The sequence below is a fragment of the Vitreimonas sp. genome, assembly GCF_035627415.1.
GTDB lineage: Bacteria > Pseudomonadota > Alphaproteobacteria > Caulobacterales > Aquidulcibacteraceae > Vitreimonas.
Map to the genome: position 1 here is coordinate 16465 of NZ_DASPLU010000032.1, position 12913 is coordinate 29377.

13 protein-coding genes are annotated in these 12913 nt (G+C 66.0%); 5 read left to right on the plus strand and 8 right to left on the minus strand.

The features are described 5' to 3' along the window. Nucleotides 1-108 precede the first annotated feature (108 nt). Entirely contained in the window at nucleotides 109-807 is a 699-nt protein-coding gene (locus tag VEA80_RS17665; RefSeq protein WP_325062103.1) for a VIT family protein, read from the minus strand. A gap of 77 nt (nucleotides 808-884) precedes the next feature. Between VEA80_RS17665 and VEA80_RS17670 the strand changes: the two genes are divergently transcribed. Then, entirely contained in the window at nucleotides 885-1130 is a 246-nt protein-coding gene (locus tag VEA80_RS17670; RefSeq protein WP_325062104.1) for a hypothetical protein, read from the plus strand. A gap of 31 nt (nucleotides 1131-1161) precedes the next feature. On the opposite strand, the gene VEA80_RS17675 is transcribed toward VEA80_RS17670, so the two are convergent. Both VEA80_RS17675 and VEA80_RS17680 read right to left on the minus strand, forming a co-directional pair. Then, the gene (locus VEA80_RS17675; RefSeq protein ID WP_325062105.1) at nucleotides 1162-2280 is read right to left on the minus strand and encodes a hypothetical protein; all 1119 of its coding nucleotides are present in this window, start codon (nucleotides 2278-2280) and stop codon (nucleotides 1162-1164) included. A 119-nt stretch (nucleotides 2281-2399) separates the two neighbouring features. Then, nucleotides 2400-2765: a response regulator gene (locus tag VEA80_RS17680; RefSeq protein ID WP_325062106.1), complete on the minus strand. Its 366-nt coding sequence runs from the start codon at nucleotides 2763-2765 to the stop codon at nucleotides 2400-2402. Between the two features lie 156 nt (nucleotides 2766-2921). Here VEA80_RS17680 and VEA80_RS17685 point away from each other — a divergent pair, with 156 nt between their 5' ends. Next, nucleotides 2922-4565: an ATP-binding protein gene (locus VEA80_RS17685; protein WP_325062107.1), complete on the plus strand. Its 1644-nt coding sequence runs from the start codon at nucleotides 2922-2924 to the stop codon at nucleotides 4563-4565. 16 nt (nucleotides 4566-4581) lie between these two features. Here VEA80_RS17685 and dps read toward each other — a convergent pair whose 3' ends face one another. The 4 genes from dps to VEA80_RS17705 form a co-directional block, all read right to left on the minus strand. Beyond that, a complete protein-coding gene (dps, locus tag VEA80_RS17690; RefSeq protein WP_325062108.1) occupies nucleotides 4582-5052 on the minus strand; it encodes a DNA starvation/stationary phase protection protein Dps in 471 nt (156 codons plus the stop codon). A 105-nt stretch (nucleotides 5053-5157) separates the two neighbouring features. Then, nucleotides 5158-6132 carry an alpha/beta hydrolase gene (locus VEA80_RS17695; RefSeq protein ID WP_325062109.1) on the minus strand — a complete coding sequence of 325 codons (975 nt, stop codon included), beginning with the start codon at nucleotides 6130-6132 and terminating at the stop codon, nucleotides 5158-5160. Continuing rightward, on the minus strand, nucleotides 6129-7406 hold the full coding sequence (locus VEA80_RS17700; protein WP_325062110.1) for a hypothetical protein: 1278 nt from the start codon (nucleotides 7404-7406) through the stop codon (nucleotides 6129-6131). The genes VEA80_RS17695 and VEA80_RS17700 overlap by 4 nt, the downstream gene beginning before the upstream one ends. A 73-nt stretch (nucleotides 7407-7479) precedes the next feature. Continuing rightward, nucleotides 7480-9324 carry a monovalent cation:proton antiporter-2 (CPA2) family protein gene (locus VEA80_RS17705; protein WP_325062111.1) on the minus strand — a complete coding sequence of 615 codons (1845 nt, stop codon included), beginning with the start codon at nucleotides 9322-9324 and terminating at the stop codon, nucleotides 7480-7482. 113 nt (nucleotides 9325-9437) lie between these two features. Between VEA80_RS17705 and VEA80_RS17710 the strand changes: the two genes are divergently transcribed. The 3 genes from VEA80_RS17710 (at nucleotide 9438) to VEA80_RS17720 (ending at nucleotide 11326) form a co-directional block, all read left to right on the plus strand. Further along, nucleotides 9438-10067 carry a histidine phosphotransferase family protein gene (locus VEA80_RS17710; protein ID WP_325062112.1) on the plus strand — a complete coding sequence of 210 codons (630 nt, stop codon included), beginning with the start codon at nucleotides 9438-9440 and terminating at the stop codon, nucleotides 10065-10067. A 72-nt stretch (nucleotides 10068-10139) separates the two neighbouring features. Next, nucleotides 10140-10505, plus strand: coding sequence for a response regulator (locus VEA80_RS17715; RefSeq protein WP_325062113.1), 366 nt, complete (start codon nucleotides 10140-10142; stop codon nucleotides 10503-10505). After that, nucleotides 10505-11326, plus strand: coding sequence for a protein-glutamate O-methyltransferase CheR (locus VEA80_RS17720; protein WP_325062114.1), 822 nt, complete (start codon nucleotides 10505-10507; stop codon nucleotides 11324-11326). Before VEA80_RS17715 ends, VEA80_RS17720 begins: the two co-directional genes overlap by 1 nt. Here VEA80_RS17720 and VEA80_RS17725 read toward each other — a convergent pair. After that, on the minus strand, nucleotides 11323-12546 hold the full coding sequence (locus tag VEA80_RS17725) for a dipeptidase (protein ID WP_325062115.1): 1224 nt from the start codon (nucleotides 12544-12546) through the stop codon (nucleotides 11323-11325). The two genes, VEA80_RS17720 and VEA80_RS17725, sit on opposite strands and share 4 nt — an antisense overlap. Nucleotides 12547-12913 lie beyond the last annotated feature (367 nt).

Consider the following 12913-nt stretch of genomic DNA (forward strand, 5'->3'; position numbering starts at 1 on the left):
ATTGCCGCGGTGATCGTTGCTCTCGGCCCCATTTTCCACCCCGAGAAATTTGTCCCATGCAACTACGATTGCTGCGCGGCCGCAATAGATGGCGCGATGCTACAAAAATTAAACCGCGACGCCCAACGCCGTGCCGATGGCGGCGGTGATCGCCATCGCCAGCGCGCCCCAGAAGACGACGCGCATGACCGGACGAACCATTTTCGCGCCGCCGGCGCGCGCGGCGGTGGCGCCGAGCAAGGCGAGAAAGACCAGCGCCGAAGCGGCGACGTAAGGCCCGAGCATCGCCGCCGGCGAGAGCAGCGCCACCGCCAGCGGCAGCGCAGCGCCTGTCGCGAATGCAGCCGCCGAGGCGAGCGCCGCTTGCACCGGCCGCGCCTTCGCCAGATCGGAAATGCCGAGCTCGTCGCGGGCGTGGGCGGCCAGCGCGTCCTTCGCCGTCAGCTGTTGCGCGACCTCGCGCGCGAGCTCGGGCGCGAGTCCGCGGGCGATATAGATTTCACTCAGCTCCTGCAGTTCGAATTCCGGCTGCTCGCGCAGCTCCGCGCGCTCGCGTGCGAGGTCGGCCTTCTGCGCATCGGCCTGCGAACTCACCGAAACGTACTCGCCCGCCGCCATCGACATCGCGCCCGCGACCAGGCCGGCCACACCGGCGACCAGCACCGCGTCCTTCGCCGCAGCGGCGGCCGCAACACCAATGACGAGGCTCGCAGTCGAGACGATGCCGTCATTGGCGCCCAGCACAGCCGCGCGCAGCCAGCCGGCGCGGGCAAGGCGGTGACGCTCCGTGTGATGTCGACTCTGCACGCGGCGATGATAAGCGTAGAAGCGGCACTTGCCACCGGCTTGGCGCGTTCCACCTTTCAAGAAGGAGACGCATTCGCATGACCAAGATCGTCTATGAAATCATCGAGCACGACCACGGCTGGGCGTTCCGATTGGGCGATACGATCTCGCAATCGTTCCTGACGCATGAGGCCGCCTACAACGCCGCCAAGCGCGCGGCGCTGGAACAGATGCGGCCGGGCGAGACGGTCGGTATCTCCTGGGAGGACGCGCGCGGACGCTGGCACGACGAAATCTCCCACGGCGACGACCGGCCGGACGTCGAGGTGCACGACAATCCGTGATCTGCGGCGTCTCGCCGGCGGCCGACGCTGCTCACGCGCGCGCGGGCGCCAGAGCTGACGTTTCGCAGCTTCCTTGCGACAGCACCGACAGCGGCAGCCGCCGCCGCGACGCTTCGTTGCGCCAGCTGTCCGCTAAGCGCGAACGCGCGCGCTGGTCGTCGCTGGAAGCGAGATCGACCAGCACGCCCAGCTGAATTTGCGGCCAGACGAACGCCTTCGGATCGCGATCGGCCGGCGCGTAGGTCCAGATCGTCTGAAAGAACGGCCGCAGATAGAGCGAAGCGTCGAAGTACGCCGCCTGCGGCACGCCCGGCGTGCAGCGCACCAGCACCGGCTCCATCAGACGCGATACCGGCTTGGGCACCTGCCGCAGTTCAAACAATATCTTCGCACGCAGATGCGAGAGCCTGAGATTGTTGATGTTGACCGGGAAGAGCACGCAGGCGGGCGGCTTGCCCTTCTGCTTCAGGCCACGGAACGCGAGGTTCGCCGCCTCCTGGATCGCCGCAAGATCGACGTCGGCTGCTTCGTTGCTGGGCGTGCAATAGTCACGCAGCTCCAGGAACGCCGCATGCGCGCCCAGGGCCCTGACGAACCAGGCCACCTCTCCCGCGTCGCGCACGACGGCGTCAAAGCGGAAGGAGAGCGCGCCCGCGAGTTCGTCTTCCATCTCTTCGTACTTGACGCGCGCACGCTCCTGCACCGGCGGTTGCGGCGGCGCGCACGCGACCGAGGCGGCGGCTGGCTCTGGACTGACGGCCGCCGACGCCAGCCATTTTGCCGCCGCTTCGGGCGGCAAGTCGCGCATAACGAGCTTCTCAATAGGCAGCACTTCGTTGCCGCTCAGCCGATCGGTCAGATAGGTCATGAGCAAGAGCCGCAGGTCCGCCGCTTCCAGCGCTGTCGCGGGATGGCGGATCACGGTCAGCACGCCCTGCTCAAGCAGCACGATGTTCTCGTCACCGCAGAGATTGCGCGCCCACTCGACGACCGCGTCCTTGCTGCGCTGCAGGTAATCGAGCCAGCGAGGCGAGTCCTCGATACGCACCGGCTCGATCGAGATCCGCAGCACGTCGCTGAGATCGCGCAGCCCGCCGGCGGCGATGATCTGCTTGAGACGGGCTTTGTCGGAGCCGTTCAGCGTAAACATGCGACTTTGGTCTTCATCCACTCGGGCGATGTAAACACTCCCGTCGAGCGTGCAGGCTCGCCTCTAAACACGCCGTAAAACCAGCTGTGTCGGACCTGAAGCAAAGCCCCAACCGTGCGCTAGCGAATTACGGTCGAGTTGAACAGGCGCAGCACGTCGTCGATCTCGAGCGGCTTCTTCTGGAATCCGGCGACGCCGGCCGTGGTCACGCGATTTCGCGTTTCGCGGTCGTCCTGCGCGCTGATCACGATCGTGCGCTGCAGCAGTTCCGGCTGTTGGCTGCGCATCTGCTCGATCACATCGAAGCCGGAGAAACCCGGCATCATCAGATCGAGAAAAATCATCTCGGGCTTCAGCGAAAGCGCCTGGGCGACGGTTTCGCGGCCATCCGCGGTGACGTACACCTGCGCGACATCCTCGAGCGCCCATTGGATGAGCTGCTGATTGACGGGATTATCGTCCACCACAAGCACGTTGGGCTGCATCGGCTCTTCGTCTCCGCGTCGACAGTGCCGCCGCGGAAGTTAAACGCTCGATAAGGCGCTGCGTTTGAGCTGCAATTCGCCGAACGTCGTGAACAACTGAGAAACCAGCGCGCCCATAGCGTCCTACGCGAGACAGCGCCAGGCGGACCGCGGCATATGCAGCAAGTCATAACCACGATGATGGATCACCTGCTGGGCCGCAGGCTTCGCGAAGAGAATCTTCGGCTCAAGGAGATGGTGCGGCAGCTGAAGGTGATTGAAGAGCGCGCCGAGGCGATCAAAACCGCCGCCCAGATATCACTGTGCGACATCGATCTCGCAACCGATGAAGCCCACGCTTCCCCGGTCATGTGCTCGCTGCTTGGCCTGCCGATCGGGCAGACATTGGCGAACGCCTCAGCGGTTCTGGCCGCCGCCATCCACGCCGAAGACCTCCCCGAAGTGGAGGTCGCCGTCGACATGGCCAAGCGCGGCGATTCCGCTACCGTCATGGCGCGCATCAAGGACGTCGAGCACGACGCCTATCGCTGGCATCGCGTGTTCGTCAGCGGCGTCGTCGACACTTCTGGCCAGCCCGCCCGGCGCATCGTCGCGACGCAGGACATCGACGATCTGGTCCGCTCGATGGAGTCGGCCAATCAGGCCAGCAGCCTCAAGTCGCAGTTTCTCGCCAATATGAGCCACGAGCTGCGCACACCGATGAACGGCGTCGTCGGCATGGCCCAGCTGCTGCAGCGGAGCGAACTCAATCCAAAGCAACGCCGCTACGCCGACACGATCCTGAGCTCGGCGCGCAGCCTGCTCTCGATCATCAACGACATTCTCGATCTGTCGAAGATCGAATCCGGGATGCTGCGACTCGACGCCGACTGGACCACGATCGCTGAGCTTGCCCGCTCGGCGCTCGAGACCGTCGAAGGCGTCGCGCTGCAGAAGGGCGTCACCCTCGACTTCGACCTGCCGCCGCAAGCTGACGAGACGTTGCTGTTCTGCGACGCCGATCGCGTCCGCCAAGTGTTGGTGAACCTGCTCGGCAACGCGCTGAAATTCAGCGACGACGGCGCAGTACGGCTCTCCATCGAGCATGCCGGACGCTCCGGCTGGAAATTCTCGGTCACCGATAACGGTCCCGGCATTCCACCCGATCAGCAGGCGAAGATTTTCGAGCGCTTCCGCCAGGTCGACGGCTCCAGCACGCGCAAGCACGGCGGCACCGGCCTTGGCCTCGCCATCTGCAGCGAACTGGTGCAGATCATGAAGGGGACCATCGATGTCGAGAGCATCCCCGGCCATGGCTCTACCTTTTGGTTCGTGCTGCCGCTCGAGTCGAAGCTAGCCGCCGCCTACGCCAAGACCAACGAACCCGCTGCTACGCAGCGTAGCGGCGGGCTGGCCGGCGCGCGCATCTTGCTGGTGGAAGACAACGAGACCAACCGCTTGCTGATGCGCGAAGTGCTGCATGAGGCCGGCGTCGTGCAGCTCACCGAAGCCGAGAACGGCGCCGAGGCGATCGAGTGCCTGGAGGCGGCGTACTACGATCTAGTGCTGATGGACATCCACATGCCGGTGATGCCCGGCGATGTGGCCATCCGCAACATCCGGGCTTCAAAGGCGCCCTACGCCAGGGTGCCGATCATCGTCGTCACCGCGAGCGCCATGAAGGGCCAGCGCGACATTTACATGGCCTGCGGCGCCGACGACTACATCGCCAAGCCCCTGGACCTCGCGGAGTTCGAACGCAAAGCGCGCGCGCTTCTTGCAGGCGAAACGGACTCGGTGAAGGAGCAGGCGCGCGCCTGAGGCAGCGCGGCGCTCTCTATTGCAGGTGCGCTTCCAGGAACCAGAGGTCCATGTCCATCTGCCGCGACACCGCGGTGAAGAGGTCGGCCGTATCCTTGTCGCCGGCTTCATCGGCGGCGTCGATGCCTTCGCGGACGAGCTTGCCGAACGCGGCGACGCGATCGGCAAGAGCCTTCAGATGCTCCTCCTGCGCCGTGATCGTGGGCGGATAGGCTTCGAGCTTCGAATTGTTCGCCGCCGCCGGCGTGCCATCGACGACGCCGCCTAAGGTGACCGCGCGTTCGGCGATCTCGTCGACGAAACCGCTGACGCGCGTGTGCATCTGATCGAACATTTCGTGGAGCGCGATGAAGTTCGCTCCCTTCACGTTCCAGTGCGCCTGCTTCAGCATCATGCGCAGCGCCAGCGCATCGGCGAGCCGGGCATTCAGCGCCGAGATCATCGCCTTGCGCGTGTTGTCTGGCAGATCAATTCGACTCCTGTACATCGCTCTCGTCCTTCAACCTCCGCTCAAATGTGGTTCTGCCCGCGCCATGAGCAAGTGCGCTGAAGTATAGATTACCCTCCGCCGAAGGATCGACGTTGCCTATGATCAAAGCGACCTGAGCCAATCCAGCAGCACCCGGTTGGTTTCGGCCGGCGCTTCCTGCTGGGTCCAGTGACCGATCTTCGGAATGAGGTGCGCGCCGCGGAAATCGGACGCGTTCTCCCGCATCCGCGCCACCGCGGCATCGGCGCTGCCGCCGAACATTTTCAGCACCAGGTCGCGCTCACCCACGATAAAGAGCGACGGCTGATGCACAACGCGATCTTCGATCGTGTTCATGTCGGCCCAGTCGCGCTCGAAATTGCGATAGCGATTGAGCGGGCCGCGGAAACCTGAGCGCGTGAACTCGCCGGCGAAATAGTCGATGTCGGCTTCCGAGAGCCAAGCCGGGAACGGCTGCGGATCGGGCAAGCCGTCGAGCAGCGCATCGCCGTGCTTCTTGTCAATCCCGCCCCAGTACGCTTCGGACTCGCCGCCGCCAGCGTAGTAGAGCTTGCGCAAACCGCCGCGCACATCCTTCTCGAAAGCCGCTTCGGCGACGCCTTCGTCCTGGAAATAAGCTTGATAGAAGAACTTGCCCTGGTCGGTGTACATCGCCTTGATGATCTGGCTGACCGGCACAGGCGGGTGACCGAAATATGGGACCGAGAGCCCAGCCACCGCACGCACCTTGTCGGGATGCAGTACGGCCGTGTGCCAGACGATCGGCGCGCCCCAGTCGTGACCGATCAACACTGCGGGCTGGCCGGGCGACAGCGCTTCGATGACGCCGGCGACATCGGCTGCGATCTCCTTCATCGCATAGGCCTCGACCGGCCGCGGTTTGTCCGAGCCGCCATAGCCTCGCACATCGATCGCGCAGGCGGTGAAGCCGGCGTCGGCGATCGGCTGCATCTGGTGGCGCCAGGAATACCAGCTCTCGGGAAAGCCATGCACCATGACGACCAGCGGGCCCGCGCCTTGCACGGCCGCACGGATCTTGACGCCGTTGGTTTCGATCATGCGGAATTCAGGCGTCATTGCAGGTGCTCCGGTAGGCTTGGCTGCGTCAGGATGCTCTCGTAGGCGCGCCAGCGCGCCGCGTTGTCTGCGCCGGCGCGCTCGACGAAGGCGCGGACGACGTCCTCCCCGGTCGCATAATTGATCACGTACGAGCGGTACTCGTCCGCGAAATCGAGACTCTGCTCGGCGCGTTCGCGCGAGACGAGCTGATAACGCTGCGCCAGCTCCAGCGCGCGTTCGCGGTCGATCTGACCGTCCAGATACATCTGCACGATCGTCAGTCGCGCGCCGGCAAGATCGCTCATCGCCTCTGCGAGCGCATCGCGCGCGTCGGCGGTGGCCGGATCGAGGCCGGCGAGCGGATAAAGCGTCGCCTTTTCGAACTGCAGCCGCTCCTCGCCTGGGAACGCGAGGTCGACGCCGTAATTGCCGCCGCCTTCATTGAGCGGTCCTTGTGGCGAGTAGAGCGGCATCACCGAGAACTCGACCCAGCCGCGCTCGCGGTAGAGCCGCTCGGCGCTGATGCCCTGCAGGTGGTGGCCCGGATAACCCTCGTGACAGCCGAGATCGACGGCGCGATCAATCGTCACCGGCAGATCGGTGTTGACCTGAATAAGGCTCTGATTGCCGCCCTGATAATAATTGTAGCCGGACCAGCTCTTGCCGGTGACGAACTCTAGCGTAAAGCGCTCGTTTTCCGGCAGCCTGATGTGTTCGGCGGTGCGGCGGCGGCATTCGGCGATCGCCGCATCCATCACCGCCCGCAAGCGATCCTCCGGGACGATGTAGCGATCGCGGAACGCCTGCACGCGCGCAGCGAGCGGGCCCGAGCCGGGCACAACGCGCTCAATGCGCGCGAGCACCGGATCGTAGCTCTCGAGCGGCCGCAGTTCGGGGCGAAGCGCGAACAGGCGCTCGGCCTCTTCAACGAACGGCGCGCGCGCGCCGTCGATCATGTCGAGCCGAAAGCGCGCGCTTGAAACATACGCCGCAAGCGTTCGGGCGCGACGCTGCACGGCCGCGTCGCGCGCCTGTTCGAGCGCGCCGTTGATTTCGGCAAGCAGACCGTCAGCAAGCTGCTTCAGTTCCGCGGTCGAGCGTGGGCTGGACTCGGCTTCCGTCTTCCACTCGGGCGGACCGTAATAGGCGTCGATATAGCCTTCCTCATGCGCGCCGATTTCGAGCGCGAGCCGCACGTAGCGTTCGGCCAGCGGATTAAGGTCAGGCGCCGCCGGCCGCGGCGCGCACGCCGCCAGCGCGAGGGCCAGCATCATTCCGATCCATTTCCGCATTGCGCTCTCCCCCCTCAGCCTAGCACCCGAATATGACGGGCGGCGCCCCCGTGCCGTTGCGGCGCCCGCCGGTTCAATCGGCCTTTTCTTTTTCACCGAGGACGTCGGCGGCGTCCTCGTTGAGCGCCCTGCTCTCGCGGCGCGGCACGGTGAACGGCGTCGGCTGCGGCGTTGTCTGATTGTTGCGGATGAGCTGGCGCCCAGCCTCGATGCCGCCGGCCAACTGCAGCTCGAACCGCGCGGCGTCGCGGTCGCGCACGTCCTCGATCGTCTCTTCGATCTCGATGTCGTTGAAGCCGAGTTCGCGCATCACCGCGCTGCTGAAGGTGAGCGCCGACTCGAACAGTTCGCGGATCTGATAGTCGACGCCCGCCTTCACCAGCCGCATGGAATGACCGCGGTCGAACGCGCGGACGAACAGTTTGGCGTGCGGAAACTCGGCCTTCACCAGCGCGACGATGCGGTCGGCAGCGTCGGGCTTGTCGACGCAGACCAGGATAGCTTCCGCCTCGGCTGCGCCGGAGGCGTGCAGCACGTCGAGCCGCGTGCCGTCGCCGTAATACACTTTGAATCCGAAATTGGCGGCCGCCTGGATCATTTCGACATCCAGCTCGATCAGCGAAATGTCGACGCCGCGGGCCAACAGCGATTGGCTGACGACCTGACCGAAGCGGCCGAAGCCGATGAACAGCACACGGCCGTGCAGGCCGGCGGCGTCCTCCACGCCCTCGCGCGAGACCTCCGGCGCCGGGGTGAAGCGGTTCATGAGCAAAACCACAAGCGGCGTCAGCACCATCGACAGAATGACGATCGCGGTCATCATCGCGGCAATGCGGGCATCCATGACGCCGACCGCGAGAGCCGCGCCGTAGAGCACGAAGGCGAACTCGCCGCCTTGCGCGAACAGCGCCGCGCGTTGCCCTGCTTCGCGGTTGGGACTGCCGAACAGGCGGGCGACAGCGTAGATGCCGAACGCCTTGACGGCCATGAAGGCGACGACGCCGACGGCGATCCACTGCCACTGCGTCAGCACGACGGCGAGGTTCAGCGACATGCCGACGCTGATGAAGAACAGCGCGAGCAGGATGCCGCGGAACGGCTCGATGTCGGCTTCGAGCTGATGGCGGAAGACCGAGTCCGAGAGCAGCACGCCGGCGAGGAAGGCGCCCATCGCCATGGAGAGGCCGCCCCATTGCATGAACAGCGCGGCGCCCAAGACAACGAGCAGCGCCGCCGCCGTCATGACTTCGCGCGCGCCAGAGCGGGCGAGCAGCGCGAAGAACGGATTGAGCAGCCAGCGGCCGGCGATGAAGACGACGCCGATCGCGGCGAGGCCGACGCCAATGCTGATCCAGAGCGGGCGCGCGTTCTCTTCGACGCCGCCCATGGCCGCGCCGAGCGTCGCCACAATGGCGAGCAAAGGCACGATCATCAGGTCTTCGAACAGCAGGATCGAAACGTTGCGTTGCCCCGCTTCGCTGGCGGTTTCGCCGCTGTCGTCCATCATTTTCATGATGACGGCGGTCGACGACAACACGAAACCGCTGGCGCCGATCAGCGCCGCCGGCCAGGGCAGACCCGCGGCGACGCCGATCAGCGACAAGAGCGCCGCGCACGCGACCACCTGCGCGGCGCCGAGGCCGAAGATTTCCTTTCGCAGCGACCAGAGCTTGGCCGGGCGCATTTCGAGACCGATTAGGAACAGGAACATGACGACGCCGAACTCGGCGACGTGGAGGATGCTCTCGGGATCGCGGAAGAGACCAAGCCCGAACGGGCCGATCGCCAGGCCCGCCGCGAGGTAGCCCAGCACCGAGCCGAGCCCCAGCCGGCGAAATAGCGGCGCGGCCACGACCGCCGTCGCCAACAGCGCGACCGCGTGCTCCAGACCCAGCCCAGCTCCTGTTTCCACAGCCATCAACGCTCCTTCTCCTGCGCAGGTACCGCATGTGGCGGCGCGGCGCACGGGATTGAACCCTTTCCCGCGCGCGAATCGTCTATGTTCGGCCCTTCCCCGTCACGGAGCGCGCGATGATCGAGAATACGAAGCTGACTGCGCTTGTCGCCTCGCGCATCTGCCACGACATGGTCGAGCCGATGTCGGCGATCATCCAGGGCCTGGAGATGATCAAGGCCGGCGACGGGAAAACCGATCCGGACGCGCTTTCGCTGCTCGACCACGGCGTCGGCAAGGCCTGGGCCAAGCTCGAATTCTTCCGTTTCGCCATGGCGGGCGCCACGGCCGAAGGCGAGTCCGAACTGGAGGAAGGCCGGGCGGTGGCGCTGAAGCTCTACGGCGTTCTGAAACCGGAACTGGTTTGGTCGGCGCCAGCGGTGCAGATGCCGCGCCCGGCGGTGCGGGTGATCGTCAATTTGTTGCTGATCGCCAACGAATGCCTGCCGCGCGGCGGCAAGGTCGAGATCACGGCGGAAAAGCGTGGCGACGGCGGCGAAGTGATCGTGACCGCGACCGGGCCGCGCGCCAAGCTGCGCGAGCCGACCGCGGCGGCGCTGCGCGGCGACAGCGGCGAGCTTTCCGGACACACCATCCAGCCGACGCTGACCAGCCTGCTCGCCCGCCAGGGCGGTGTCGAGCTCAGCACGCGCGAGAGCGAAGAGAAGGTCGAGTTCATCGCCCGCTCGGCGGCGTTCAGGCTGTAGGCCGTAAATACACATTAACTCCACAATAACCGCGCCGCCGCACTGTTGGATTGATTCCGACGGAGCATTTTCATGAGACGCTGCCTGGTCGTCGACGACAGCCGCGTGATCCGCAAAGTCGCGCGCCGCATCCTCGAGGACATGCGCTTCGAGATCGAGGAAGCCGGCGACGGCCTGGAGGCGCTGCAGGCCTGCCGCCGGCAGATGCCCGACGCCATCCTGCTCGACTGGACCATGCCGGTAATGAGCGGCATCGACTTCCTGAAGCAGCTGCGCAAGGAGCCCGGCGGCGACAAGCCGACGGTGGTGTTCTGCACCACCGAGAACGACGTCGAACGGATCGCCGAAGCGCTGAAGGCCGGGGCCGACGAGTACATGATGAAGCCGTTCGATGGCGACATTCTCCATTCCAAGTTCGCTGAAGCGGGCCTGATCTGATGCTGACGGAAGCGGAGTTCGTGCTGATCGCGCGGGAGGTGAAGGCGCGCACCGGCGCGCTGATCACGCGCGAGATGTCGGCCTCCGCGGCGGTGCGGCTGCAGCCGCTGGCGCGGCGCGAGGGCTATGCCAGCGTCTCCGAGATGATCGCGTCGGCGCGGATCAAGCCGGACGGGGCGCTGTGGAACGCGATCGCCGACAATCTGGCGCAGAGCGAGACGCGCTTCTTCCGCGACCGGGCGCAGTTCGAACAGCTGCGCGCGAAGCTCCTGCCCGAAGCGCTGGCGCGGCGCGGGCACGAGCGGGCGCGGATCTGGTGCGCGGGGTGTTCGACCGGACAGGAAGCCTACTCCGTTGCGATGATCCTGGAGGACATGCGCAACGAGGGGCTCAATCCGGCGGCGGAGATTCTCGCCAGCGATCTTTCCGAGCGGCTGCTCGATAAGGCGCGGTCTGGGCTCTACACGCAGTTCGAGGTGCAGCGCGGGCTGCCGATCCGCAAGTTGATCGCGCACTTCGAGAAGGCGGGCGATCTTTGGCGCATCTCCGACCGGCTGCGCGCGGCGGTGAAATTCGAGCGGCACAATCTGCTGCATCATCCGGGCCAGCTCGGCCAGTTCGACATCGTCCTCCTTGCGCATGTGCTGATCAGTTTCGATCAGCCGACGCGGCTTGCGGTGCTCGAGCGCGTGCTCGACGTGCTGGCGCCCGAGGGCGTCGTTCTTCTCGGCGCCGGCGAAACGCTGCCCGAGGGCTGCGAGGGCCTGACGCTCGAAAACGGCGTCGTCCGCAGGACCGGCGCCGCGCGCGCGGCGGCTTAGGACCGCGCGGCGACGCGTTCGGCGGCGCGCAGCACGCGCAAGAGGTTGCCGCCGGCGAGCTTGGCGAGATCTGAATCGCTCCAGCCGCGGCGGATCAGTTCGGCGAATAGGTTCGGATAGGTCTCCACCCCGCCCATGCCCTGCGGCAGATAGCTGACGCCGTCATAATCGGAGCCGATGCCGACATGATCGCGCCCGGCGATGCGGGCGATGTGCTCGATGTGGTTGGCGAGATCGTCAATCGTCACCGGCGGCGGCGGATTGGCGGTTGTCCATTGCTCGAGCGCGGCGCGCGCGGCGTCGGGATCGCCGGGATGAAGCGCCTGCAGTCGGCGCTCTTCGCCCGAGCGCGTGGCGCTCCATTGGCGCATCGGTTCGGAGATGAACGGCGCATTGAAGTTCACCATCACCACGCCGCCGTTTTCGCGCACGAGGCGCAACACGTCGTCGGGCACGTTGCGCGGATGCGGCGTCAGCGCGAAGGCCGACGAATGCGAGAAGATCACCGGCGCTGCGCTGACGCGGAGCGCATCGCGCATCGCTTCGGCCGAGACGTGGGAGAGATCGACCAGCATGCCGACGCGGTTCATCTCGCGCACGACCTCTTCGCCGAAGTCGGTGAGCCCGCCATGCGCCGGCGCGTCGGTGGCGCTGTCGACCCAATCGGTGTTCTGGGCGTGGGTGAGCGTCATGTAGAGGATTCCGGCGGCGCGGAATTCGCGCAGCAAAGCGAGATTGTTGTTGATCGCCTCGCCGCCCTCCATGCCGAACATCGAGGCGATGCGACCGGCGCGATGGATGCGGACGATATCGTCGGCGCTGTCGGCGAACTCGAACGCGCGCGGATAGCGGGCAATGATGCGGCGGGCGAGATCGATCTGCTCGAACGTCGCTTGCGTCGCGTCGAGATCCTTGAACGTCGCCGGAACATAGACCGACCAGAATTGGGCGCCGACGCGGCCGCGCCGCAGCCGCGGGATGTCGGTATGCAAGGGCGGCGTGAGGCGGCGGGTGTCGCGGTCGAGATCGATGGCGGCGAGATCGCCGCCGTGATCGTCGCGGATCGCCCACGGGAGATCGTTGTGGCCGTCGATCAAAGGCGTGCGGCGCAGGATGCGGTCGATGCGCTGCTGTTCGGCGCGGGTCGGTTCGGTCTGCGCCAGCGCCAGCGTGGGCGCGGCGGCGAGTGCGAGAGCGAACAGCGGTGCGATGATGCGCATGAGACGGAATCCTCTTTTGCGCGATGCTTAGCGGCCGGCGGCGGCCGCGTCACGCCTTGCCTGCGCGGCGGGCATTCGCCGCTGCTGCCGGCAGCATGGCTTCAGGCGCGCGTCATGCTTGGTGATCTTGCGATCGGAAAAACGGAGAGCGGGACGCGGCGCGTCACGTTCTGACGTGCGCTCCCGCGAAGGAGCGCGGAGTGAACGCGGCGCGCCGCGTCCCGTGATCGTTATTCGCCGGCGCCGTCGCCAGGGATGTTTCACCCTGGGAGGCGGCTCGGCCGACGGCGTGCGGATGTCGCGTTCGACGACGTTCCGGTGCGTCTTCCCGCCTTTTCATGTTCGGCGGGCTTCACCTCTGCTTTGC

Bases quoted from the DNA above. Each gene is read 5' to 3' on its own strand.
- VEA80_RS17685 (WP_325062107.1), top strand. From the start codon at position 2,922: ATGCAGCAAGTCATAACCACGATGATGGATCACCTGCTGGGCCGCAGG.
- VEA80_RS17710 (WP_325062112.1), top strand. From the start codon at position 9,438: ATGATCGAGAATACGAAGCTGACTGCGCTTGTCGCCTCGCGCATCTGC.
- VEA80_RS17715 (WP_325062113.1), top strand. From the start codon at position 10,140: ATGAGACGCTGCCTGGTCGTCGACGACAGCCGCGTGATCCGCAAAGTC.
- VEA80_RS17725 (WP_325062115.1), bottom strand. From the start codon at position 12,546: ATGCGCATCATCGCACCGCTGTTCGCTCTCGCACTCGCCGCCGCGCCC.
- VEA80_RS17670 (WP_325062104.1), top strand. From the start codon at position 885: ATGACCAAGATCGTCTATGAAATCATCGAGCACGACCACGGCTGGGCG.
- VEA80_RS17695 (WP_325062109.1), bottom strand. From the start codon at position 6,132: ATGACGCCTGAATTCCGCATGATCGAAACCAACGGCGTCAAGATCCGT.
- VEA80_RS17720 (WP_325062114.1), top strand. From the start codon at position 10,505: ATGCTGACGGAAGCGGAGTTCGTGCTGATCGCGCGGGAGGTGAAGGCG.
- VEA80_RS17680 (WP_325062106.1), bottom strand. From the start codon at position 2,765: ATGCAGCCCAACGTGCTTGTGGTGGACGATAATCCCGTCAATCAGCAG.
- VEA80_RS17700 (WP_325062110.1), bottom strand. From the start codon at position 7,406: ATGCGGAAATGGATCGGAATGATGCTGGCCCTCGCGCTGGCGGCGTGC.
- VEA80_RS17705 (WP_325062111.1), bottom strand. From the start codon at position 9,324: ATGGCTGTGGAAACAGGAGCTGGGCTGGGTCTGGAGCACGCGGTCGCG.
- VEA80_RS17675 (WP_325062105.1), bottom strand. From the start codon at position 2,280: ATGTTTACGCTGAACGGCTCCGACAAAGCCCGTCTCAAGCAGATCATC.
- dps (WP_325062108.1), bottom strand. From the start codon at position 5,052: ATGTACAGGAGTCGAATTGATCTGCCAGACAACACGCGCAAGGCGATG.